General features: G+C 70.8%; 21 protein-coding genes and 1 riboswitch. Of the genes, 5 read left to right on the forward strand and 16 right to left on the reverse strand.

The features are described 5' to 3' along the window. Positions 1–99 precede the first annotated feature (99 nt). A complete protein-coding gene (locus tag AC068Z_RS30945) occupies positions 100–1,335 on the forward strand; it encodes a glycosyltransferase 87 family protein (protein ID WP_478562911.1) in 1,236 nt (411 codons plus the stop codon). On the opposite strand, the gene AC068Z_RS30950 is transcribed toward AC068Z_RS30945, so the two are convergent. Then, a complete protein-coding gene (locus AC068Z_RS30950) occupies positions 1,296–2,591 on the reverse strand; it encodes an MATE family efflux transporter (RefSeq protein WP_478562914.1) in 1,296 nt (431 codons plus the stop codon). The two genes, AC068Z_RS30945 and AC068Z_RS30950, sit on opposite strands and share 40 nt — an antisense overlap. 94 nt (positions 2,592–2,685) lie before the next feature. Between AC068Z_RS30950 and AC068Z_RS30955 the strand changes: the two genes are divergently transcribed. After that, the gene (locus AC068Z_RS30955; RefSeq protein ID WP_478562917.1) at positions 2,686–3,216 is read left to right on the forward strand and encodes a PadR family transcriptional regulator; all 531 of its coding nucleotides are present in this window, start codon (positions 2,686–2,688) and stop codon (positions 3,214–3,216) included. A gap of 76 nt (positions 3,217–3,292) precedes the next feature. Here the strand turns inward: AC068Z_RS30955 and AC068Z_RS30960 are convergent, their stop codons facing one another. The 5 genes from AC068Z_RS30960 to AC068Z_RS30980 all read right to left on the reverse strand — a co-directional run bounded on the left by AC068Z_RS30960 (position 3,293) and on the right by AC068Z_RS30980 (position 8,771). Next, positions 3,293–4,486, reverse strand: a complete 1,194-nt coding sequence (locus tag AC068Z_RS30960) for a hypothetical protein (protein ID WP_478562920.1) — start codon at positions 4,484–4,486, stop codon at positions 3,293–3,295. Positions 4,487–4,641: 155 nt separating this feature from the next. Beyond that, a complete protein-coding gene (locus tag AC068Z_RS30965) occupies positions 4,642–5,655 on the reverse strand; it encodes a C40 family peptidase (protein WP_478562923.1) in 1,014 nt (337 codons plus the stop codon). A 217-nt stretch (positions 5,656–5,872) separates the two neighbouring features. After that, positions 5,873–6,907 carry a C40 family peptidase gene (locus AC068Z_RS30970; RefSeq protein WP_478562926.1) on the reverse strand — a complete coding sequence of 345 codons (1,035 nt, stop codon included), beginning with the start codon at positions 6,905–6,907 and terminating at the stop codon, positions 5,873–5,875. Positions 6,908–7,117: 210 nt separating this feature from the next. Further along, positions 7,118–8,461: an NYN domain-containing protein gene (locus AC068Z_RS30975; RefSeq protein ID WP_478562929.1), complete on the reverse strand. Its 1,344-nt coding sequence runs from the start codon at positions 8,459–8,461 to the stop codon at positions 7,118–7,120. A gap of 70 nt (positions 8,462–8,531) precedes the next feature. Next, positions 8,532–8,771 (reverse strand): hypothetical protein, encoded by a 240-nt coding sequence (locus AC068Z_RS30980; protein WP_014672226.1) that lies wholly within the window; start codon positions 8,769–8,771, stop codon positions 8,532–8,534. A gap of 155 nt (positions 8,772–8,926) precedes the next feature. Between AC068Z_RS30980 and AC068Z_RS30985 the strand changes: the two genes are divergently transcribed. Both AC068Z_RS30985 and AC068Z_RS30990 read left to right on the forward strand, forming a co-directional pair. Beyond that, entirely contained in the window at positions 8,927–9,664 is a 738-nt protein-coding gene (locus tag AC068Z_RS30985) for a rhomboid family intramembrane serine protease (protein ID WP_478562940.1), read from the forward strand. Beyond that, positions 9,661–9,942 (forward strand): Lrp/AsnC family transcriptional regulator, encoded by a 282-nt coding sequence (locus AC068Z_RS30990; RefSeq protein ID WP_250070320.1) that lies wholly within the window; start codon positions 9,661–9,663, stop codon positions 9,940–9,942. Before AC068Z_RS30985 ends, AC068Z_RS30990 begins: the two co-directional genes overlap by 4 nt. A gap of 8 nt (positions 9,943–9,950) precedes the next feature. On the opposite strand, the gene AC068Z_RS30995 is transcribed toward AC068Z_RS30990, so the two are convergent. From AC068Z_RS30995 to ctaE, 7 genes are all read right to left on the reverse strand, one after another. Then, positions 9,951–12,062: a protein kinase domain-containing protein gene (locus tag AC068Z_RS30995; protein ID WP_478562945.1), complete on the reverse strand. Its 2,112-nt coding sequence runs from the start codon at positions 12,060–12,062 to the stop codon at positions 9,951–9,953. A 47-nt stretch (positions 12,063–12,109) separates the two neighbouring features. Beyond that, positions 12,110–13,471, reverse strand: coding sequence for an aminotransferase class V-fold PLP-dependent enzyme (locus AC068Z_RS31000; protein WP_478562948.1), 1,362 nt, complete (start codon positions 13,469–13,471; stop codon positions 12,110–12,112). A 131-nt stretch (positions 13,472–13,602) separates the two neighbouring features. Then, positions 13,603–13,719: riboswitch (SAM riboswitch) on the reverse strand. Positions 13,720–13,794: 75 nt separating this feature from the next. Beyond that, positions 13,795–14,859 carry an anthranilate phosphoribosyltransferase gene (gene trpD / locus AC068Z_RS31005; RefSeq protein ID WP_478562951.1) on the reverse strand — a complete coding sequence of 355 codons (1,065 nt, stop codon included), beginning with the start codon at positions 14,857–14,859 and terminating at the stop codon, positions 13,795–13,797. Positions 14,860–15,012: 153 nt separating this feature from the next. Further along, positions 15,013–16,650, reverse strand: coding sequence for a cytochrome bc1 complex cytochrome b subunit (gene qcrB / locus AC068Z_RS31010; RefSeq protein WP_478562954.1), 1,638 nt, complete (start codon positions 16,648–16,650; stop codon positions 15,013–15,015). Further along, positions 16,647–17,702, reverse strand: coding sequence for a cytochrome bc1 complex Rieske iron-sulfur subunit (qcrA, locus tag AC068Z_RS31015; protein WP_478562957.1), 1,056 nt, complete (start codon positions 17,700–17,702; stop codon positions 16,647–16,649). The genes qcrB and qcrA overlap by 4 nt, the downstream gene beginning before the upstream one ends. Further along, positions 17,699–18,511 (reverse strand): cytochrome bc1 complex diheme cytochrome c subunit, encoded by an 813-nt coding sequence (qcrC, locus tag AC068Z_RS31020; RefSeq protein WP_478562960.1) that lies wholly within the window; start codon positions 18,509–18,511, stop codon positions 17,699–17,701. Before qcrC ends, qcrA begins: the two co-directional genes overlap by 4 nt. A 91-nt stretch (positions 18,512–18,602) precedes the next feature. Beyond that, positions 18,603–19,223: an aa3-type cytochrome oxidase subunit III gene (gene ctaE / locus AC068Z_RS31025; RefSeq protein ID WP_269658852.1), complete on the reverse strand. Its 621-nt coding sequence runs from the start codon at positions 19,221–19,223 to the stop codon at positions 18,603–18,605. 145 nt (positions 19,224–19,368) lie between these two features. Between ctaE and AC068Z_RS31030 the strand changes: the two genes are divergently transcribed. Continuing rightward, positions 19,369–19,770, forward strand: a complete 402-nt coding sequence (locus AC068Z_RS31030; RefSeq protein WP_451731178.1) for a response regulator — start codon at positions 19,369–19,371, stop codon at positions 19,768–19,770. 11 nt (positions 19,771–19,781) lie between these two features. On the opposite strand, the gene AC068Z_RS31035 is transcribed toward AC068Z_RS31030, so the two are convergent. The 3 genes from AC068Z_RS31035 to AC068Z_RS31045 form a co-directional block, all read right to left on the reverse strand. Continuing rightward, positions 19,782–21,044, reverse strand: a complete 1,263-nt coding sequence (locus tag AC068Z_RS31035; protein WP_478562967.1) for a L,D-transpeptidase — start codon at positions 21,042–21,044, stop codon at positions 19,782–19,784. A 131-nt stretch (positions 21,045–21,175) separates the two neighbouring features. Continuing rightward, positions 21,176–21,574, reverse strand: a complete 399-nt coding sequence (locus AC068Z_RS31040; protein WP_478562970.1) for a cytochrome c oxidase subunit 4 — start codon at positions 21,572–21,574, stop codon at positions 21,176–21,178. Further along, the coding region (locus tag AC068Z_RS31045; protein ID WP_478562972.1) for a cytochrome c oxidase subunit I at positions 21,571–22,311 on the reverse strand (741 nt) is incomplete at its 5' end. The genes AC068Z_RS31045 and AC068Z_RS31040, both read right to left, overlap by 4 nt.

Raw genomic sequence — 22,311 nt, forward strand, 5'->3', positions numbered from 1 at the left:
AGCACGTCACGGCCGTGCCGGTGGCCGACCCACAGCTTCCCGGGACATCATGTTCCCCTCAAGGCAGACACCGGGGCGCACACGAACGGCAGGGAACCAGTGGAGACGACGGGCACACGGCGGTCCCTGGCGGGCCTGCTCGGCATCTGGGCCCTGACCAGGGTGTTCCTGCTCCTCTTCGTGTTCAGGGTGTACGTCTTCCCCGGCCCGGACGTCACCACCGACGTGTCGGTGATCTACCAGGGCTGGTACGAGGTGCTGCGCACCGGAACGTTCCCGCAGGACGACGTCACCTGGCAGTACCCGCCCGCCGCGGCCCTCGCGATCCTCTCCCCCGCGCTGCTGTTCTACCTGGACTACGCCTCCGCCTTCTTCGTGCTGGCCTTCGCCGCCGACGTCGCCGTCCTCGCCCTGCTGGTCTACACGGGCCTGCGTCCTGGCCGGCGCCTGCGCGGGGCCTGGGTCTGGGCCGTGGGCGTACCGCTGCTCGGGCCGACCGTGTACGCCCGGTACGACGTGATGGTGACCGCGGTGGCGGTGGCCGCGCTGCTCGCGGGCGCCCGGCACCCCCGGGTGATGGGGGCGCTGACGGCGTTCGCCGCGCTGCTGAAGGTGTGGCCGGTGCTGCTGCTGGTGGCGGCCCGGCGCCGCTCGGCCTGGGCGTCGGCGGCGGTGACCGCGGGTCTGGTGGCGGCGCTGTTCTGGCTGGCGATGCCGGGGGCGTTCGCGTTCCTGACCTTCCAGCGGGACCGCGGCACGGAGGTGGAGTCGCTCGGCGCCCTGGTCTTCCACGTGGCCCGGCACTTCGGCTGGGACGGACAGGTGCTGCTGAACTACGGGTCGGTGGAGTTCCTCGGCCCGTACGTGGACGTCGTCAGCACGGCCGCGCTGGTGCTGACCGGGGTCGCCTTCGGCTGGCTGCTGCTGTGGCGGTTCAAGGCGAACCGATTCCTCCCGCACACCCTGGCGGACGCGGCCTTCGTGGCGGTGCTGATGTTCACGTCCACCAGCCGGGTGATCAGCCCGCAGTACATGGTGTGGCTGGTCGGCCTGGCGGCGGTGTGCTGGTGCTTCCGGGGGAGCCGGATGGGCGTGCCGGTCGTGCTGGTGCTGGCGGCTTCGCTGGTGACGGTGCTGGAGTTCCCGGTCTGGTTCGCGCACGTGGTGGCGAGCGACGGCCTGGGGATCACCCTGCTCGTCCTCCGCAACGGCCTGCTGGTCCTGGCCACGGTGCTGGCCGCCCGGGCCCTGTGGCGCTCCACGGTGACCGCCCCCGCCCCCGCTCCCGTCCCGTCTCAGCCCACCCGCGCCAGGGAGACCTCCCTCCCCTCCTGACGGACCCGGCGCAGCAGCAGGGCGCCCTGCAGCGCCATCGCGAGCCCCAGCGCCAGACACAGCCCCGGCAGCCCCAGCCCGGACAGCCCATGGGCCAACGGCAGCTGTACGGCCGTACCGACGAGGGTCACCCGCAGCAGCGCCGGCGCTCCCCCACCGCCCTCGAAGACCCCGCCGAGCGCGATGCAGCAGGCCATGAGCACGAGATAGGGCCCGACGCAGCGCAGGAAGAGCACGCCTTCGCCGGCGACCTCCGGCCCGGCACCGAAGGCGGCCATGACCCAGGGCGCGGTCACCGCGAGCAGCACGGCCGCCGCGAGCCCCACCGCCCCGGACACCAGCACCGCCTGCCGCCCGATGGCCCGCCGCTCGTCCCGCCCGGCACCGAGGCTGTGGGCGGTGTGGATGGCGGCGGCCTGGCGCACGGCGTAGAAGGCCATCGTGGCCAGGTACAGGACCTTGTAGGCGATCGAGTAGGCGGCCACCGCCGTCACCCCGAGCCGGGCCACGATCGCGACCAGGACCAGGGCACCGCCCTGGCGCACGGTGAAGTCGGCGGCCATGGGCAGCCCGATGGCGAGCGTCCGGCGCGGGGAGGCCCCGGTCCGGACGCGTGCGCCCGACCGCAGCAGCTCGTTGCGGCGCAGGGCGAGCAGTCCCACGCCCAGGGCCACCGCACGGCACAGGACCGTGGAGGCGGCGGCGCCCTGGACGCCGTGGACGTGGATCGCGAAGGGGTCCACGACGAGGATCAGGCCGTTGGCGAGCAGGGCGAGGCGCAGCGGGGTGCGGGTGTCGCCGGCGCCCTTGAGGATGCCGTCGAGCAGGGTCTGCGCGAAGAAGACGGCGATGCCGGGCAGGGAGATCGCGAAGTAGGCGGCGGCGAGCGGCACCGCCGGGCCTTCGCCGCCGAGGACCAGCCGGGCCAGGGGCTCCCGCAGCGGCAGACCGGCCAGGACGACGACGGGTGTGACCAGGGCGTACAGCGCCCAGCCGCCGCGTACGGCGGCCCGCAGCGCCACCGGGTCGCGGGCGCCCCTGGCGTGCGCGACCAGCACGGTCGTACCGGAGCCGAAGACCAGCGCGACGCCGAGCAGCACGTTCTCGGTGTTGGTCGCCACGGCCACGGCGGCGACGGCCGGGCCGCCCAGCCGGGAGACCCAGACGGTGTTGATGATCCCGGCGGCGACGGAGGCCAGGAGGGAGAAGTAGACGGGGTGGGCGAGCGCGATGAGCTGCCTGCGATGGGTGTTCACGGGTCCCCCTGAGCCTGCCGCGACTGACTACCTCGATTCGAGGTAGCTCGGTTAGAGGTAGCATGGCGCGCACGACACCCGCAAGGAGGAACCGGTGCTGGAGCTGTCGATCCTCGGTTTCCTGGCCGAACAGCCACTGCACGGCTACGAGTTGAAGGAGCGCATCACCGCGCTCAGCGGCCATGTCCGGCCGGTCAGCGACGGCGCCCTCTACCCGGCGATCACCCGGCTCACCAGGTCCGGCCTGCTCGACCAGCGCACCGAGCCCGGCGTGAGCGCCGCCCCTCGCCGGACGCTGTCGCTGACCGAGGAGGGCCGCGCCGACCTGCTGGAACGCCTGCGCCACCCCAAGCAGACGGAGATCACCGACCAGGTCCGCTTCAACACCCTGCTGGCGTTCCTGCGGCACCTGCCCGAGCCGGCCGAGCAGGCCGCCGTGCTCCGCCGCCGGCTGGATTTCCTGGAGACACCGTCGAGCTTCTTCTACCGCGAGGGCGAACCGGTGCGCGCGGAGGAGGCCGGCGATCTGTTCCGGCAGGGGATGCTGCGGGTGGCACGGGCGACGGGGGCGGCGGAGCGGGCGTGGCTGGCGGAGGCGATCGAGGTGCTGGAGGGGTCGAAGTGACCGCGCCGGGCGCCGCGCGCCGGCGCGGGCTCAGGCGGACCGCCCGCGTCGGGCGGCGCCACGCGCCGACGCGGGCTCAGGTGAACTGACCGCGCAGATAGTCCCGCCACTGCCAGGTGAAGTCCTCCACCGTCGTGCCGAGGACTTTTTCCATCGCGTCCTCGACCGCGCCCGGCCGTTTCTCGTGCGCGCCGACGGCCCGGTAGAACTCGCCGAGCCGTACCTCGCCCCAGCGGTCCGCGATCATCCGGCAGGCCATCCAGCCGCTCTCGTAGGCCTGCGCGAGCCCGGCCGCGGCGCCGGTGAACCCGAAGTCCTCGTCGGTCGGCAGCCCCGCCGGGACCCGGCCCTGGGTCACCGCCCGCCACAGTTCGGGCGCGGCTTCGGAGGGCGTGCGGCCCGAACCGAGGTAGCCGACCCAGTCGGCGTAGCCCTCGGAGAGCCACAGCGGGGTGGCGGCGCTGGTGTGGGCCCGGGTGGCGACGTGGGTGGCCTCGTGGGTGAGCACGACCTGCTTGCCGCTCTGCCCGAGGACGCCGTACGCGACCGGGTTGAGGATGATCCGGTCCGCGGGCGCCTCGGCGGGGGCGCCGGTCTCACCGGTGGTGACCGCCGCGATCCCGCGGTACGAGGAGGCGGGCGAGCCGAGCAGCCCGGCCATCCCCTCCAGCGACTCCGGTACGAGCACGACGATCCGGCGCGGCCACTCGGTGCCCCACGCCTGGGTCACCGAGGGCACCGCGCGGTCGGCCAGTTCGGCGAAGGAGCGCAGCCGGTCGGCGGGCTGTCCGACCCCGAGCACGAGGCTGCGCTCGCCCCGGACCGCGTCCACCCGGCCCTGGTCCCAGAGTTGCTCGGCCGCCTTCTTCGCGGGCCGCTCGGACTCGACGTACCACTCCCCCGCCGCGTCCAGACTGAGCTTCAGCGTGCGGGCGGCGGTGACCGGGGCCCGGTCGTGGCCCTTGACGCGGTACCGCAGTTCGGCCTCGGCGGTGGCGGTGTCCCCGGTGCGCCGGACGCCGGTGACACGGTAGGCCCACTCCTCGAAGGGCACCGCATGCAGATCGTCGAACCCGCGCCGCGCGCCCGTCCGTACGAAGGCCGACGCGTCGCGCTCGACGATCGCCTCGGCCCGCCGGTCGAGCACCCGCTGCACCGACTCCTGGACCCCGTCGACGGGAGGACGCCCGCCGCACGCGACGAGCGAGACGAGCAGCAGACACAGCGCCACCACCGCACCCGACCCGGACGCCCGCCGTCGACCAGCCATGCGGTGATCGTACGGCGATCAGCGCGCGAAGGTCAGACCCCGGTCGGCACCGGACGACCATCGGCCCCGGGCCGCGCCGACGGACCCCGGGCGACCGCCACTGCCGCACCACGGCCACCGGGACACAGCGCCACGCGACCCGTCCGGGCCGCGCGTCAGACCCTCGTGACCGTCGCCCCCGGCATCATCCCCACCGGGTCGTAGCGCACCGGCGCCCCCGGGTAGGGCGCGTGGATCACCTGGCCGTTGCCCACGTACATCCCGACGTGGGAGGCGTCGGAGCGGTAGGTGACCAGGTCGCCGGGCTGGGCCTGGGAGAGGGGTACCTGGCGTCCGGCGAAGCGCTGGCCCTGGGAGGTGCGCGGGAGGGCGACCCCGGCCTGCGCGTACGACCACTGCATCAGGCCCGAACAGTCGAAGCCGCTGGGGCCGTTCGCGCCCCAGACGTAGGGCTTGCCGAGGGCGGAGCGGGCGGCGGCCATCGCGGCGCCGGCGCGGCCCGAGGCCGGGGCGGCACCCCCGAGCTCGGGCATGTCGGAGCGGCCCGAGCGGGAGGCCCGGTCGTAGGCGGCCCGCTCGGCGGACGGCAGGGAGTTGAGCAGCTCCCGGGCCTTGGCGAGCTTGCCCTCCACCGTCCGCTTGTGGGCGGCGACGGCCTTGCGGCTCTTCTCCAGCTCACTGAGCTTGCGGGTGGCCTCGGCGCGCTCCTGGGCGAGTTCGCGCATCGCGTCCTGGAGGTCCTTCAGCTCGCCCGCCTGGTGCGCGGTGATCCGGTCGAGGGCGGCCGCCTTGTCGAGGTAGTCGTCCGGGTCGTCGGAGAACAGCAGCGCCAGGGACGGGTCGAGCCCGCCGGAGCGGTACTGCGCCCCGGCCAGCGAACCGAGCGTCTCCCGCAGGGAGTTGATGCGCTCCTGCTGCCGGGCGATCCGGTCCCGCGCGTCGCCCACCTGCTCGCGCAGGCCGTCGGCGCGCTCGTCGGCCTTGTTGTAGGCCTCGGTGGCCTGCTCGGCCTCCTCGTAGAGGCGGTCCACCTCGGCCCGGGTGTCGTCGTGCGGCGCGGCGGAGGCCGGTACGACCCCGAGGACGGCGGCCGCTGCTGACATGACACAGAGCGCTGCGCTCGCGCCCCGGTCGAACCCGGACGGTACAAGGCGACGATGAGACCCCACGAGAAGCCGCACCCCTTCCGCTGGCGGACAGGACTTTTCCCCGCGAGGGGGAAACGCGGCAGACAGTAACCACACGACGGGGCACCGACCAACGACCGCCGTGGCCACGCAACGTGACGCCCCGCCACAGACGCAGGTCATGGGCGGGGCGTGGGGTCAGTTCAGGTCGACGCGATTCGCCCGTTCGGGCGGCACGGTGTCGTGATCTTGAGGGTGATCAGATCCGGACGCCGAACTGGTACGGCATGTTGTTGATCGACTCGTAGCGGACGACCGCGCCGGTGCGCGGGGCGTGCAGCACCTGGCCGTTGCCCGCGTAGAAGCCGACGTGGTGCAGGTCGCCGTAGAAGATGACCAGGTCGCCGACCTTGAGGTCGGACTGGCTGTAGATGCGCGTGCCGTAGCTGGCCTGGGCCTGCGAGGTGCGCGGGATGCCGACGCCGGCCTGGGCGAACGCCCAGGAGGTCAGGCCCGAGCAGTCGAAGGAGGAGGGGCCGGAGGCGCCGTAGACGTAAGGCGAGCCGATCTTGCTCTGGGCGGCCTGGAAGGCGGCCATGGCCCGGCCGGAGCCCTGCGCGGCGTCGCCGAGGTCGACGCGGTCGGCGGAGGAGCGGCTGGCGCGGTCCTCCTCGGCGGCGAGGGCGGCCTTCTCGGCGGCGGTCAGGGAGTTCAGGAGCTTCTGCGCCTCGGCGAGCTTGTCCTGGACTTCCGTCTTCTTCTTGCCCAGTTCGGTCCGGGTGGAGGCGAGGTCCTTGAGCTTCTCGGTGGCCTCGGCGCGGTCCTGGGCGAGTTCGCGCTGCTTGTCCTGGATCTTCTTCAGCGACTCGACCTGCTGGCTGCTCAACTGGTCGAGCGTCGAGGCCTTGTCGAGGTAGTCGTCCGGGTCCGAGGAGAGGAACAGCTGGACCGAGGAGTCGATGGAGCCGGTGCGGTACTGGGCCGCGGCCGCCAGGCCTATGGAGTCGCGCATCTCGTTCAGGTCTTCCTGACCGCGCGCGACGTTGTCCTGGATCGTGGAGATCTCCTTCTGGAGCTTCTCCTGCTTCTCCTTGGCGCCGTTGTACTTCTCGGTGGCCTGCTCGGCCTCCTCGTAGAGCTTGTCGACCTTGGCCTTGACCTCGTCCTTGCTCGGCTTCTCACTGGGAGCGGCGTTGGCCGCCTGCGAGCTGATGGCCACGGCAGCAGCGGCGGCGGTGGTCAGCACGGTCACACGTGCGCGGCTCGGCTGCTTGGGTCGACGGTGGGACGCCACGGAGGCGAACTCCTTCTTCTCAGTGATCTTCCGATCGAAGGTTCGAAGGCAGACCCTAGTGACCTCGCTGTGATCAGTTCAAACCCAAGGGCGATTTATCCCGGTTACGGTCCGCATTCTTTACCATCAACCCACGTGCAGTGATGCCCACTTGACGCTACGTTGCGTGACGCTTCCGTCAATTCGGGCATTGCAACCGGAGGTTGACCTTCAGGACAGTCGCTTCAGAAGCACCGCAGATGCCACGGGCCGGGCGCCCGCCCTGGCGACCCCGTCGGCCACCTCGCGGTCGGTCGAGACGACGATGACCGGACGCCCCGGCGGCTCGGCGCGCACCAGCTGACGGATCAACTCGTCGGCGGTGACCCCGGCTTTGGAGAACAGCACCCGCACCCCGCGCGGCGGCGCCAGCAGCACCGGCGCGGCCAGCTCGGCCCCGTCGAAGACACAGGTCACCTCGGCGCCGGTCTGCGCGGCGAGCGTGGAGAGCTGCCCGAGGAGCCTGAGCCGCTGCTTCTCCAGCGGCATCTGGGGATAGCCGGTCTTGGTGACGTTGTAGCCGTCGACGACCAGATGCGCCTGCGGCAGCGCCAGCAACTGGTCGAGAATCGCCGGGTCGTTCTCGGACAGCGCCCGCGCGGCGATGTCCTTCGGTGTCATACGTCCCGGTTCGACCGCGTCCACGGTCTCGGCCGGACGCACCGACACCGGCGGCAGCGCCAGCTCCCGGCGCAGCCCCTGGGTGGCGTCGAGCAGGGTGTCCAGCAGCAGCCGTACCCGCATGTCCTCCACGCTGCGGCCCTCGCGCGCGGCCCTGCGGGTGGCCTCCAGGGCGGCCTCCGCCTCCCCGAGCCGGGACTTCAGCCGCCGGGTCTCGCTCTCGGCGGCGGACACCTGTCCGTGCGTCTCGGCCCGTACGGCCTCGATCTCAGCGTGCGCCTTGCGCAGCGCGGCCTCCCCGCGCTTGACGTCGCTGAGGGCGGCGCGCAGCTTGCGGTGAAGCGATTCGGCTTCCTTCTTGGCCGCGTCCAGCTCGGTGCGCAGCCGCTCGGTCTCGGCCCGGATCTGCTCCCTGGCCTGGGCGAGTTCGCCGCGCACCCGCTCCAGCTCGGCCCGGCTCTCCTCGTCGGCGCGCTCGGCGTCGGCCCGCTGGGCCTCCTCGCCGGCCGCGGTCACGAGCTTCACCCAGCCCGTGGGCCGCATCACATAGGCCGCGGCCGCCACATCGAGCGGATCCGCGGCCGGGGGCGGCGAGCCGGAGTCGAGGGCGCCGGCCAGTTCCGGCTGGGCCTCTCTCAGCTTCTCCCCGATCCGCTGGCGGAACAGCGGATCGGTCTCCAGCGCGGCGGCCATCGCGTTGCCCGCGAACTTGGCCCGCCGGTTCGGGGCGAAGCGGGCGTACTGCCTGAGCTGGGCGGGCAGTTCACCGACGGTCAGCCCGCCGAACCCGTCCGAGACGATCTGCACGACGCGTCTGCGCACTCCGTCGGGCAGCGGACGGTCGAGCACCTCGGCGGCGCCGTCGCCCGGCCCCCCGCCTGTGGTCTCCACCATCCGTCTTCACCCCAATGCCTGTGCGGGATCCCCCTGGCTGAGGGGATCGCCCCGGCGGGTCCCGCTCCGCTCAGGAGCCGGCGCCCGGCCTGTCCACGAGTTCCACCTGATCCACGGCGTTGCACCAGCGGCAGCGCACCGACTCGATCGTCTCACTGACCACCTCGCGCTCCTCGACCGTGGGCTCACCGGCGAGGTCGAGGTGGACGTACTCCACGACCTTCGACGAGCGGGTCACGTCGAACCGGGTGAGGTTGCCGCAGAGAGTGCAGCGCCACCGCGTGGTGGCGGTCGGCAGGGGAACCGTCATCGCGACCGTTCTTTCCTTCCAGTGTCGGTGACTCACCGGCATCCCCGGTGCGTGTGGCTCGTAACCCTACGGCCTGGCGGGTACCCACCGCTCGGCCGTCCGTCGCGGCGAGGCAGTCTGTTCCTGTACGCCCCCTTACGTCATGCTCTGTGTTCATGATCAGCAACTGGAACAGCACGGTCGTCAGAGCCCTCCGGATGCCCTCCGCGCCGGTGACATATGCCCTGATCGGCCTGTGCACGCTGATCTTCCTGATCGGCCCCGCTTCCGGGCTGAACCCCGGCTACGGCACCGGGGACGAGCTCATCGCGGCGCAGAGGGCGTATTTCCGCCGTTGGGGTGTGGTCCCGGCGGTGCTGTTCGAGGGCTCCGCGCGCGCCGCGCTCACCCCGGCCACCGCCCTGTTCGTGCACGGCAGCTGGGTGCATCTGCTGGGCAACATGCTCTTCCTCTACGTCTTCGGCGTCATGACCGAGGAACGCATGGGCCGCCTCCAGTTCACGCTCTTCTACCTGGGCTGCGGCTATCTCGCCCTGCTCGGCTACGCGGCCGCCAACTCCGACTCCGAGCAGTCCCTGGTCGGGGCCTCCGGCGCGATCTCGGCGGTCCTCGGCGCCTTCCTGGCCCTGTTCCCACGGGCCCGGGTGACCAGCCTGCTGCCCTTCCTGTTCTTCCTGCCGCTGCGCTTCCCGGCCTGGGTGGTGCTGCCGTTCTGGGCGACCCTGCAGTGGCTGGCGGCGGGGCAGGCGGACAGCGGGCCCGGGGTGGCGTATCTGGCCCATCTGGTGGGCTTCGGGCTGGGCTGCGGCTTCGCGTGGGTGCGGTTCGGCCGTACGACTAGAGTGAAGCCCACCCCAGCGACGCCGGCCCCCGAGGGAGAGAACCAGCCGTGATCACCGCGATCGTCCTCATCAAGACCAGCGTGGACCGGATCCCCGAGATCGCGGAGCAGATCGCTTCGCTGGACAGCGTCAGCGAGGTCTTCTCCGTCACCGGGACCTACGACCTGATCGCGATGGTCCGGGTCAAGGAGCACGAGGACCTCGCCGAGGTCATCCCCGGCCGCATCAGCAAGATCCCGGGCGTCGAGGGCACCGACACCCACGTGGCGTTCCGGACGTACTCCCAGCACGACCTGGAGGCCGCGTTCGCGATCGGCCTGGACGGCTAGGACCGGCCCTAGGACGTCAGGTCGACGGCCGCCACGCCCGCCTCGGAGGTGACGTAGAGGCGGTTGCCGCGGATCAGGGGGGCCGAGACCGGGTAGCCGGCCTCGAGCGGGAAGCGCCAGACCCGCTCGCCCCTGAGGTTCAGGGCGTGGATCTCCGTGGGGGTCTGGAGGAGGATCCGGTCGGCCAGGACCGCCGGTTCCGTCAGGTCGTCGCCCTCGGCCCGGTACGTCCAGGCGGGCCCCCCGTCCGCCGTGAACGCCTTCAGGACCTGGTTCTCCGTGACGAGCGCCAGCGAGCCGGCCGCGGTGACCGGCGCGTCCCACTCACCGTCGACCTCCTTGGTCCGCCACAGCCGCTCCCCGTCGAGGGTGTAGCCGTGCCAGGTCCACTCGCCCGCGGAGGCGGCGGCCAGGGCCCGGCCCCCCACCACCACGGGCCGCCGGAGCTCGGTGCCCACCTCGGCCTTCCACAGCTCCGTGCCGTCCTTGGCGGACAAGGCGACCAGCCAGCCGGTCCGGGTGCCCGCGTAGAGCACCCCGCCGTGCACCAGCGGTGCCTCGGTGAGAGCGCCCTCGAGGCCGCGCTGCCAGGGCATGCTCCCGTCCGCCGCGTAGGCCCGCAGCTCCCCGATCTCCTCGTCCCCGGTGCCCACCACGACCGTGTCCCCCGCGAGCACGGGTGCGGTGCCCTCCGGTCCGAGATCCCGGCTCCAGCGGCGCTTGCCCGCCGTGTCGTAGCGGTACAGCCGATGCCGCTGGGAGCCGTCCGCGCTGTCGCCCTCGACCACCGTGCAGCAGACGCCGTCCGCGGTCGCGAGGGGATCGAGACCGGCTCCCGGAAGCACGGTCTTCCAGAGGTCCTCGCCGGCGGCGGAGAGCGCGAAGAGGTCGTCGGTGGAGGACGCGACGTACAGGACGTCCCCCTTGGGCGAGAGCGCGCCGAGCCGCGGGGTCATGACCTGGTCCATCGAGAACTGCCAGCGCACGGCGGGCTTGCCCGTGGCCGACGCGGTGGGCGCCTTCTGCTTCTTCCCGCCGCCCGGCTCCTCCCGCAGCCACCACCAGCCGCCCACGCCTCCGGCGACGGCCACCGCGGCCGCTCCGCCGGTCACGGCCCGCAGGACCCGCCGCCGGGACGGCGGGACGGGTACCGGCTCCGGGGCGGGGGCAGGGGCGGGCGTCGCGACCGCGCCCTCCGCCGTCGCGGGCGCCACGTACTCGACGCCGCTCGCCCGCTCCCCGTCCTCTCCGGGCACCCACCGGGCACTGCCCTGGAACCAGCCCGGCCGGACCGCGGCCCGCAGGGACGCGTCGGTGTGGCCCACCGCCGCCGTGACGGCCTCCGGCCGGGGCCGCTCGGCCGGGTCCGGGCGCAGACAGGACTCCACCAGCGGGCGGAACTCCGCGGGCACCCGGGACAGATCGTGGTCGCCGTTCAGGATGCGCAGCAGGATCACCGAGTCATGCCCCTCGCCGTAGGGCCGGCGGCCCCCGGAGGCGTGGGCGAGGACCGCGCCGAGCGCGAACACATCGCTCGGCGGGCCCACGTCGGTGCTGTTGCGGATCTGCTCCGGGGAGACGTAGCCGACCGTGCCGACGATCGAGCCGGGGTTGGTCAGCGCGGTCGCCTCCAGCGCCCGGACGATCCCGAAGTCGATGACCCGCGGACCGTCCGCCGCGAGCAGGATGTTGGAGGGCTTGAGATCCCGGTGGACCAGGTCCCGGGCGTGGATCGCCGCCAGCGCCCGGCCGAGGGCCGCCGCGAGGATCCGTACGGCGGGACCGGGCAGCGGGCCCTCGTCGTGCACGGCGTGGGCGAGGGTCGGGCCCTCGACGAACTCGGTGGCCATCCAGGGCGGTTCGCCATCGGGGTCGGCGTCGACCACCCGGGCGGTGTACGTGCCGTCCCCGCCGACCTCGCGCGCGGCCCGCAGCTCCTGGCGGAACCGGGCGCGGAAGGTGCGGTCCCCGGCGTGCTCGGGCCGCACCACCTTGACGGCCAGCCGCAGCCCACCGCGCCCCTCGGCGAGATACACCTCGCCCATTCCCCCGGCGCCGAGCCGCCCGAGCACCTCGTACGGCCCGATCCGCCGAGGATCCGTCCCCCGCAGCGTCTGCACCCCGTGCCTCCCCCACCTGATCCCCAGGGGGAGCGTACGTCAGACGATCACACCGCGGGGACGCAACGCCCGTCCTGCGTGCGGTAGTTCCACTTCGCCCCGTCCCGGACCAGTTCGCGCACCGCGGTCACGAACCGCTCCACGTGCTCGTCCGGCGTGCCCGCGCCGAAGCTCACCCGGATCGCGTTCAGGGACTTCTCGCCGGGCGCCGCCTCGGGGGCGCCGCACTCGCCCTGGGTCTGCGGGTCGCTGCCGAGCAGGGTGCGGACCAGGGGGTGGGCGCAGAACAGTCCGTCGCGCACTCCGATGCCGTACTCGGCGGAGAGGGCGGCGGCGAAGTGGGAGCTGTTCCAGCCGTCGACGACGAAGGAGATGACGCCGACGCGGGGGGCGTCGTCGCCGAACAGGGAGAGGACGCGGACCTCGGGGACCTCGGCCAGGCCCGCGCGGACCTTCTCGATCAGGTACTGCTCACGGGCCACGAGGGTGTCGAACCCGGCCTCCGTGAGGGCCTTGCAGGCCGACGCGATGGAGTAGGCGCCGATGACGTTCGGCGACCCGGCCTCGTGCCGCGCCGCGCTGTCGTGCCACTCCACGTCCACTCCCCCGTCCGCGCGCCGGGCGACCTTGCGGCTGGCGCCACCGCCCGCGAGGTACGGCTCGGCGGCCCGCAGCCAGTCGGCGCGGCCGGCGAGGACGCCGGAGCCGAAGGGCGCGTAGAGCTTGTGGCCGGAGAAGGCGACCCAGTCCACGTCGAGGTCGCGCACGGAGACCGGGTGGTGCGGGGCGAGTTGGGCGGCGTCGAGGACGATCCGGGCGCCGTGCGCGTGGGCGGCGGCGGCCAGCTCCCGCACCGGCCACAGCTCACCGGTGACGTTCGAGGCGCCGGTGACACAGACCAGGGCGGGGCCCTGAGGGTCGCGGTCGGCGAGGGCGCGCTCCAGGGTCTCGACGGCCTGGCGCGGGGTGCGCGGGGCGTTGAGGCAGGTGACGCGGGCGTCCCGCCAGGGCAGCAGCGAGGCGTGGTGCTCGGTCTCGAAGACGAAGACCTGGCAGTCGGCGGGCAGCGCGGCGGCGAGCAGGTTCAGCGAGTCCGTGGTGGACCGGGTGAAGATCAGCTGGTCGTCGGCGCGGCAGTCCAGGAACTCGGCGACGGTCTCGCGGGCGTTCTCGAAGAGGTCCGTGGACAGCTGCGAGAGGTACCCGGCGCCCCGGTGCACGCTGCCGTAGTACGGCGCGTAGGCGGCCACGTCGTCCCACACGCGCTGCAGCGCGGGGGCGCTGGCGGCGTAGTCGAGCGCGGCGTAGGTGACCTCGCCGCCGGTGACCAGCGGGACGGTGACATCACGGCCCAGAACGGGCAGGGGGGAACAAACGGCCTGGGCGGAGACAGCGGTGGGGACAGACATGACGGGGCTCCCGTGAAGGCGTACGAGGAAAGGAGAAGAAGGGTGCGCGGAGGCGGGGCTCGGCGGCCCTATCGCATTCGCTTGCTCACGGGAGACTCCCTCGAATGACCAGGACCCCTGGTGTCGAGAGGGGTCCGCGCTTGCCGTAGACCTCGCTGCCTACGGCCTGGTCTTCACCCGGGGCACCCCGCCACGGACGGAGGGTTGCCGGACAGTCGGCCGGGGCCTCATGACTGTCACTCATGACCTGGTACGGGAACGTACGCGAAATGATCGATGTCCCGCAACCCGTGTCCGGATCGCGGGACATCCGTGCGGCGCCGTCAGCTGTTGCTGGCGGCCACCCACCGCTCCAGCGTCCGCTTGGCCGCGCCCGAGTCGATCGACTCCGCAGCCTTCGCCATGCCGGCCCGGATCTGCTCCGTCAGCGGGGCCTCGGTGAGGTGCAGGGCCACCAGCGCCGCCGCCGAGTTCAGGAGTACGGCGTCCCGGACGGGGCCGGTCTCGCCGTTCAGCAGGCGCAGGGCCACGTCCGCGTTGTACGACGCGTCGGCGCCCCGCAGGGCCTCCACCGGGACGAGGTCGATGCCGACGTCGCGGGGGTCGAAGGCCTCCTCGGTGACCTTGCCGTCGCGGACGATCCAGACCCGGGAGGTCGAGGTGGTGGTCAGCTCGTCCAGGCCGTCGTCACCGCGGAACACCAGCGAGGAGTTGCCGCGCTCGGCGAACACGCCCGCCACGATCGGCGCCATCCGCGGATCGGCGACCCCGACGGCCTGCGCCCGTACCCGGGCGGGGTTGGTGAGCGGGCCGAGGACGTTGAAGACGGTTCTGATCCCGAGCTGGCCGCGCGCCGCGCCCGCGTGCCGCATCGCCGGGTGGAACTTCGCCGCGAAGCAGAAGGTGATCCCGGCCTCCTCGACCACCTGCGGCACCCGCGCCACCGGCAGCTCCAGGTTGACCCCGAGCTTCTCCAGGACGTCGGAGGAGCCCGAGGCGGAGGACGCGGCCCGGTTGCCGTGCTTGACGACCTTGGCGCCCGCGCCGGCCACCACGATCGCGGACATCGTGGAGATGTTGACGGTCTTGGCGCCGTCACCGCCCGTGCCGACGATGTCGACGGTGTCGCCGGACACCTCGATCACGTTCGCGTGCTCGTACATCGTGCGGACGAAACCGGTGATCTCCTCGACCGTCTCGCCCTTGGCCCGCAGGGCCACCACGAACCCGGCGATCTGCGCGTCGGTCGCCTCCCCGCGCATGATCAGGTCCATCGCCCAGGCCGTGTCGTCGGCGCTGAGATCGCGCCCCTCCAGCAGGCCGTTCAGCAACAGGGGCCAGGAACGGCCCGCCGCGATGTCGCCTCCAGCGGGGGTCACAGCGCTCATAAGGCCGCTCCTGAGAGTCGTAGAAAGGTGTCCACCCCGACGCCATGGGGGGTGGGCTCGGTGTGCTCCCCACCCTATCCAGCCCGGGGCACGGCGAAGGGCCCCGTCCGAACACCGGACGGGGCCCTTCGGCTGGCGTGGCGTGCGCAGCGATCAGTGGTGGCCGTGGCCGCTCGTGATCTCCTTGTACTCCTCGACGGTCGGCTTCGGAATCTGGGACTCCTCGCCGTAGTACGCCTTGCTGAGCTTGACGCGCAGCTTCTCGGTGCCCTTCACCTTGCGCTCGACGCCGTTCTCGTCGACCACCGGGCCGAGCTCGGCCGGCTGGTACTGCTCGTGCGCGGTGAGGGTGTGCAGCACGTCCTGGCTGAGCGGCTCGTGCACCTCGATGAACTCACCGTGCGGCAGGCGCTTGATGATGCCCGACTCGCGGCCGTGCAGCACCTTGTCCTTGTCCCGGCGCTGGAGGCCGAGGCAGATCCGCTTGGTGATGACGAAGGCCAGGACCGGGGCGACGAAGAACCCGATGCGGACGAACCAGGTGATGGCGTTGATCGACAGGTGGAAGTGGGTGGCCCAGAGGTCGTTTCCACCACCGATCAGCAGGACCATGTACCAGGTGATCCAGGCGACACCGAAGGCCGTACGGGTCGGCGCGTTGCGCGGGCGGTCCAGGATGTGGTGCTCGCGCTTGTCGCCGGTGACCCAGGACTCGATGAACGGGTAGACCGCGATCGCGACCAGGACCAGCGGGAAGATCACCAGCGGGATGAACACACCCAGGACGAGCGTGTGACCCCAGAAGTTGATCTCCCAGCCCGGCATGACACGGATCAGGCCCTCGGAGAAGCCCATGTACCAGTCGGGCTGCGCGCCGGTGGACACCTGGTCCGGACGGTAGGGGCCCAGCGCCCAGATCGGGTTGATCGTGGCGATCGCCGAGATGGCCGCGATGACACCGAAGACCAGGAAGAAGAAGCCTCCGGCCTTGGCCATGTAGACCGGCAGCAGCGGCATGCCGACGACGTTCTTGTTCGTCTTGCCCGGACCCGCGTACTGCGTGTGCTTGTGGTAGACGACCAGGATCAGGTGGCCGACCACCAGACCGAGCATGATGCCCGGCAGCAGCAGGATGTGGACCGAGTAGAAGCGGGCCACGAAGTCGCCGCCCGGGAACTCCCCGCCGAAGAGGAAGAACGCCAGGTACGTGCCGACGATCGGCACGGACAGGATGGCGCCCTCCATGAAGCGCACACCGGTGCCGGAGAGCAGGTCGTCCGGGAGCGAGTAACCGGTGAAGCCGGTGAACATGCCGAGGACGAACAGCAGGAAGCCGAAGACCCAGTTGATCTCGCGCGGCTTGCGGAACGCGCCCGTGAAGAACACGCGCATCATGTGCACGAACATGCCGGCGAGGAAGATCAGCGCCGCCCAGTGGTGGATCTGCCGGATGAGCAGACCACCGCGGACGTCGAAGGAGATGTGCAGCGTGGAGCTGAACGCCTCCGACATCAGCTGACCCTGCAGCGGGACGTAACTGCCGTGGTACTCCACCTCGTTCATCGACGGGTGGAAGAACAGCGTCAGGTACACACCCGTGAGGATGATGATGATGAAGCTGTAGAGGCAGACCTCACCCAGCATGAACGACCAGTGGTCGGGGAAGATCTTGCGCATGTTGGCCTTGGCCAGGCCGTAGATGCCCAGTCGGCCGTCGGCCCAGTCGGCGACTCGCTCGCCGGCCGGGGCTTTCCCGCGTGCGCGGGACTCGGTGGTCTCGGTAGTGCTCATCCGCGCTCCCAGAATGCAGGACCGACGGGCTCATCGAAGTCGCCGAGCGCTTCGAGATAGCCCTCGTCGTTCACGCCGATGCGCAGCTGCGGCAGGGCGTGCCCGGCGGGGCCGAAGATCACTCGGGCGCCGTCGGAGAGGTCGAAGGTGGACTGGTGGCAGGGGCACAGCGCGTGGTGCGTCTGCTGCTCGTACAGGGAGATCGGGCAACCGACGTGGGTGCAGATCTTCGAGTACGCCACGATGCCCTCGTGCGACCACTCGAGCTCGCGCTTGTCCTTGATGTTGTCCGGCTGGATACGGACGATCATCAGGGCCGCCTTGGCGATCTCCTTCTGGAAGTCGTGGTCGTGCTCCTCCAGGCCCTCCGGCTTGCAGAAGGTGAGGGAGCCGACCACCACGTCCGAAGGACGCAGCGGCTCGTTGGTGTTCATGTTGACGAGCAGCTTGCCCTTGGACCACAGGGTGTGGCGGAGCTTGGTCCCGGGCAGCGGGCCGAGGTCACGCAGGAGGACGACGCCGGAGAGCGGGAACAGGGCCAGCGCACCGAACATCGTGTTCCGGATCAGCTTGCGACGGCCGATCGCGGACTCCCTGGCGCCGTCCGCGAAGTCGGCCAGGACCTTGGCCTTGACCTCCGGCGGCGAGGCGACGGCGTGCCGCTCCTCGGCGACCTCGACGTCCGACATCAGCGTGCGGGCCCAGTGGACCGCGCCCGCGCCGATGCAGAACAGCGAGACGCCCATCGTCATGCCCAGCGCGAAGTTCAGCGCGCTGATGTGGCCCAGCGGGAAGATGAAGACCGACTTGTCGACGGGGATCGCCACGTAGGAGGCGATGAAGCCGACGGTCGCCAGCATCGACACCGTGAACAGCATGGCCACCGCGCGCTCGGACCGCCTGGCGGCCCGCTCGTCGATGTCCTGGATCCGGTGCTCGTGGGGCGGCAGGCCGGGGTCCGCGAACGGGTCTTTCTCGTCCGCGACGCCCACCGCGCCGTGTGCGTCCTGCTCTGCGGGCAGGTTCTCTTCTGGAATGTCTTTGCTACTCATGACTTCTTGGCCTTTGCGGTCCGAGCGGCGACCCAGACGGCGACCGCGATCATCGCGCCGAGTCCGAAGACCCAGGCGAACAGGCCCTCGCTGACCGGACCGAGTCCGCCCAGCTCAAGACCACCGGGGCTCTCGGTGTCATCGCCGTTGACCGCGTCAAGGTAGGCGATGATGTCCTTCTTGTTCTGCGACGACAGCGTGGTGTCGGGGAAAGAGGGCATGTTCTGCGGGCCGGTCTGCATGGCCTCGTAGATGTGCTTCGGGCTCACGCCCTCGAGGGACGGCGCGTACTTGCCGTGGGTCAGCGCACCACCCTTGCCGGTGAAGTTGTGGCACTGCGCGCAGTTGGTGCGGAACAGCTCGCCACCCTTGGCGATGTCGGCGCCCTCGGGGCCGTACTCCGCCTCGGTCGGGATGTTCGGACCGGCGCCCAGCGAGGCGATGTACGCCGCGAGCTGGTCGATCTCGGCCTGCGAGTAGACGACCTTCTTCTTCGGCGCCTGGGCCATCTGCGAGGTCGCGGCCGGCATGCGGCCGGTGCCGACCTGGAAGTCCACGGCCGCGGCGCCGACGCCCACGAGGCTCGGACCGTCGGAGGTGCCCTGACCGCCGGTTCCGTGGCAGCTGGCGCAGCCGACGGCGTAGAGCTTCTTACCCTCGTCGATGGCGAGAGACTGGGCGGTTTCCTCTGCCTGCGCCTTGCCCGTGGGCGCGACAAAGGCGTACAGCCCCCCAGTGGCCGCCAGCGCGAGGAGTAGGACGACGACCGCCGCCAGCGGATGGCGTCGTCGTGCGGAGAGCTTTTTCACGGATTACCCCGGTGTCAGGATCTTCTGCGTCGATGCTTCTGGGATGTGCGCTTGCTTGCTCGTTGCTTGCAGCGCGCGGGAACGGGCCCGGCTACTTGATCATGTAGATCGTGGCGAAGAGGCCGATCCAGACGACATCGACGAAGTGCCAGTAGTAGGACACGACGATGGCGGCGGTCGCCTGCTCGTGAGTGAATCTCTTGGCCGCGTAGGTACGGCCGAGGACCAGCAGGAAGGCGATGAGGCCTCCCGTCACGTGCAGGCCGTGGAAGCCGGTGGTCAGGTAGAACACCGAGCCGTACGGGTCGGAGGAGAGCGAGAGCCCGTCCTTCTTCACCAGCTCGGTGTACTCGTAGACCTGGCCGCCGATGAAGATCGCACCCATCACGAAGGTGATCTGGAACCACATCCGGAGCTTCTTCACGTCACCGCGCTCGGCGGCGAACACGCCGAGCTGGCAGGTGAGGGAGGAGAGCACCAGGATCGTGGTGTTGGTCGCCGAGAAGGGGAAGTTCAGGAAGTCTGCCTTCTCCTTCCAGAACTCGGGACCGGTCACCGATCGCAGGGTGAAGTACATCGCGAAGAGGGCCGCGAAGAACATCAGCTCGGAACTCAGCCAGATGATGGTTCCGACGCTGGTGAGGTTCGGCCGGTTGACCGACGGGTGCGCGTGCCCGGTTTCTACTGTCGTTGCTGTCGCCACGACCGACATTATGTCGGTCGCTTATCCCGCCCTCACTCCGGGGGGTGCCGTTCGGAGTGTCTCCCTGCTCCATACCGGTGTTGACGTGGTGTTCAAGGGAGTAGCATCCGCCCCAACGGGCCTGTCCTTACGACGCTGACGTCACGGAGGAACAATGCAGCCGACCGCCACGGTGCTGGTCTACAGCGACGATTCCAACACCCGCGAACAGGTACGGCTCGCCACCGGCCGACGGCCGGCCCAGGACGTCCCCTTGGTGGAGTTCGTGGAGTGCGCGACCCCCGCCGCCGTGCTCAAGGAGCTGGACAAGGGCGGGATCGACGTCTGTGTGCTGGACGGCGAGGCCGTGCCCATGGGCGGCATGGGGATGTGCCGTCAGATCAAGGACGAGGTCTTCAACTGCCCGCCCGTACTGCTGCTGATCGGTCGGCCGCAGGACGCCTGGCTGGCCACCTGGAGCCGCGCCGAGGCGGCGGTGACGCTGCCGGTGGACCCGGTGGAGTTCGCCGCCGCGCTGGCCTCCCTGCTGCGCACCCAGCGGCTGCAGAGCGCCTGACAGGGCGTACGTCAGACGCTCTGCGGACGTAGCCGGGCCCTCTCCTCCGGGCGGGGGCTCTCCGGCGTGCCGCCCACCAGGGCGCTGCCCTTGCGCCACTTCTGCCAGTCGAGGTTCCAGTCGCCGAAGCCGTTGCCGAACGGCTCCATCGTGTGGCCGTTCGAGTTGATCACCTTGACGAGGTCGCCCTCGCGGACGTTCTCGAAGAACCAGGCGGCGTTGCCGGTGCTCATGCCGGTGCAGCCGTGGCTGACGTTGGCGGAGCCCTGGGAGCCCACGGACCAGGGGGCGGCGTGCACGTACTCGCCGCTCCAGGTGACCCGGGTCGCGTAGTAGACGGGCAGGTCGTACGACTCCGCCGAACCCTCCGCGATCCCGATGCTGGTTCCGCGCATCCGTACGAAGTACTCCTTGGCCAGTACGACCTTGACGCCGTTGCGCGTGTCGAAGCCGGGCTTGCCGGTGGTGACCGGCATGGATTTGATCTCCTCGCCGTTCTTGTAGACGGTCATCCGGTGGGACGAGGCGTCCGTCACGGCGATGACCTCGTCCCCCGTGGTGATCCTGAGCGGCTTGGCCCTGCCGCCCCACAGCCGGTCACTGATCTTGATGCCGTCCAGGTTGCTGCGGGCCCGCACGGTGGCGTGGGTGGGCCAGTACTCCTTGGGGCGGTAGTGGAGCTTCTTGTCGTCCACCCAGTGCCAGGCACCGTCCACGGCGGGCGTGGACTCGACCTTCAGGGCGCGCTCGACGACGGCCCGCTGGGCCTCGTCCCTGACCGGCTTGCTCAGTTCGGCGATGATGGGCTGGCCGACGCCGTACGTGCCCGCCTTGGGGCCGAAGGTGACGTCCAGGCGCTTCTTGCTGAGCGGCTTGCCGGTGTCGAAGGTCAGGACCCGGCGGCCGGGGGCGCCGTCCTCGTCCTCGGTGGACACACGGACCGTGTAGCGGGCGTTGGCGGCCAGCGGGGAGGTGCTGTGCCAACGGCTGCCGTCGGCGGAGAGTTCGCCGCTCACGTAGCGTCCTGTGGCGTCCACGGCCGTGACGTCCGTGATACGCCCGTCCGAGCCCTCGGCGGTGATCTCCAGGGGCTTGTCCGGGTCGGCCTTCTTCCCTTCCTTCGTGGGGCCGTTGAAGGCGATCTGGTCCGCCGCGTCGTACGGCGCGGCGGACAGCGGGTTGCCGTCTCCGCCGCATGCCGTGCCGCTCGCGCCGAGCGCGATCACCAGCAGCGTGCATCCGACGACGGTGCGGGTGCGCGGAGTTCTGTTCATGAGGACGACGCTAGGGAGCCTCGTCAAGGGCGGCGCGCCGAGTAACTCTTACGAGGGACATCCCGCGTGGCAAAAGGAGGAGCCCGGACCCTCCTGACGGAGTGTCCGGGCTCTTTCGCGCTCGGCGCGTGTTACTGGGTGCGGTTCTCACCGCGGTAGTACTCGAAGACCCAGCCCCAGATGCCGACCAGGATCAGCGGGGCCGAGAAGTACATCAGCCACCAGCCGATGGCGACCGAGAGGAACGCGAGCGCGCCACCGACGGCCAGCGCGAGCGGCTGCCAGCTGTGCGGGCTGAAGAACCCGACCTCGCCGGCGTCGTCGGCCACGTCCGCGTTCTTGTTGTCCTGTGCGCCCGCGTCCACCCGGCGGGCCGTGAAGCCCAGGTAGAAGCCGATCATGATGCACAGGCCGAACGCCAGGAAGAGGGCCGTCGTACCGGCCGGCTCCTTCGACCACACGCCGTAGACGACCGCCATGGCGAGGACGAAGACGCTCAGCCAGATGAACATCCTGCCTTGGATCTTCACTTGCCGGCCTCCTTGCCACCAGCCAGGGCCTTGTCACCGTGAGGGGCGTTCTCGAGCTGGTCGAGAGCGGCGATCTCAGGGTGGTGCAGGTCGAACGCCGGGGATTCGCTGCGGATCCGCGGCAGGGTGAGGAAGTTGTGCCGCGGCGGCGGGCAGGACGTCGCCCACTCGAGCGAACGGCCGTAGCCCCACGGGTCGTCGACCTCGATCTTCTTGCCGTACTTGGCGGTCTTCCACACGTTGTAGAAGAACGGCAGGATCGACAGACCGAGGACGAAGGAGCTGATCGTCGAGACCGTGTTCAGGGCCGTGAAGCCGTCGGCCGCGAGGTAGTCCGCGTAACGCCGCGGCATGCCCTCCGCGCCCAGCCAGTGCTGGACCAGGAAGGTGCCGTGGAAGCCGATGAACAGCGTCCAGAACGTGATCTTGCCGAGCCGCTCGTCGAGCATCTTGCCGGTGAACTTCGGCCACCAGAAGTGGAAGCCGGAGAACATCGCGAACACCACGGTGCCGAACACCACGTAGTGGAAGTGCGCCACGACGAAGTACGAGTCCGAGACGTGGAAGTCCATCGGCGGCGAGGCCAGGATGACACCGGTCAGACCACCGAAGGTGAAGGTGATGAGGAAGCCGGTCGCCCAGAGCATCGGTGTCTCGAAGGACAGCGAGCCCTTCCACATGGTGCCGATCCAGTTGAAGAACTTCACACCGGTCGGTACCGCGATCAGGAAGGTCAT

This window comes from Streptomyces sp. NPDC043726, from assembly GCF_056436565.1.

What these genes read in the sequence shown, in the direction of transcription:
- AC068Z_RS30960 (WP_478562920.1), bottom strand. Translation starts at nt 4,486, where the DNA reads ATGGCTGGTCGACGGCGGGCGTCCGGGTCGGGTGCGGTGGTGGCGCTG.
- AC068Z_RS30975 (WP_478562929.1), bottom strand. Translation starts at nt 8,461, where the DNA reads ATGGTGGAGACCACAGGCGGGGGGCCGGGCGACGGCGCCGCCGAGGTG.
- AC068Z_RS30980 (WP_014672226.1), bottom strand. Translation starts at nt 8,771, where the DNA reads ATGACGGTTCCCCTGCCGACCGCCACCACGCGGTGGCGCTGCACTCTC.
- AC068Z_RS30985 (WP_478562940.1), top strand. Translation starts at nt 8,927, where the DNA reads ATGATCAGCAACTGGAACAGCACGGTCGTCAGAGCCCTCCGGATGCCC.
- AC068Z_RS31000 (WP_478562948.1), bottom strand. Translation starts at nt 13,471, where the DNA reads ATGTCTGTCCCCACCGCTGTCTCCGCCCAGGCCGTTTGTTCCCCCCTG.
- trpD (WP_478562951.1), bottom strand. Translation starts at nt 14,859, where the DNA reads ATGAGCGCTGTGACCCCCGCTGGAGGCGACATCGCGGCGGGCCGTTCC.
- qcrB (WP_478562954.1), bottom strand. Translation starts at nt 16,650, where the DNA reads ATGAGCACTACCGAGACCACCGAGTCCCGCGCACGCGGGAAAGCCCCG.
- qcrA (WP_478562957.1), bottom strand. Translation starts at nt 17,702, where the DNA reads ATGAGTAGCAAAGACATTCCAGAAGAGAACCTGCCCGCAGAGCAGGAC.
- ctaE (WP_269658852.1), bottom strand. Translation starts at nt 19,223, where the DNA reads ATGTCGGTCGTGGCGACAGCAACGACAGTAGAAACCGGGCACGCGCAC.
- AC068Z_RS31030 (WP_451731178.1), top strand. Translation starts at nt 19,369, where the DNA reads ATGCAGCCGACCGCCACGGTGCTGGTCTACAGCGACGATTCCAACACC.
- AC068Z_RS31035 (WP_478562967.1), bottom strand. Translation starts at nt 21,044, where the DNA reads ATGAACAGAACTCCGCGCACCCGCACCGTCGTCGGATGCACGCTGCTG.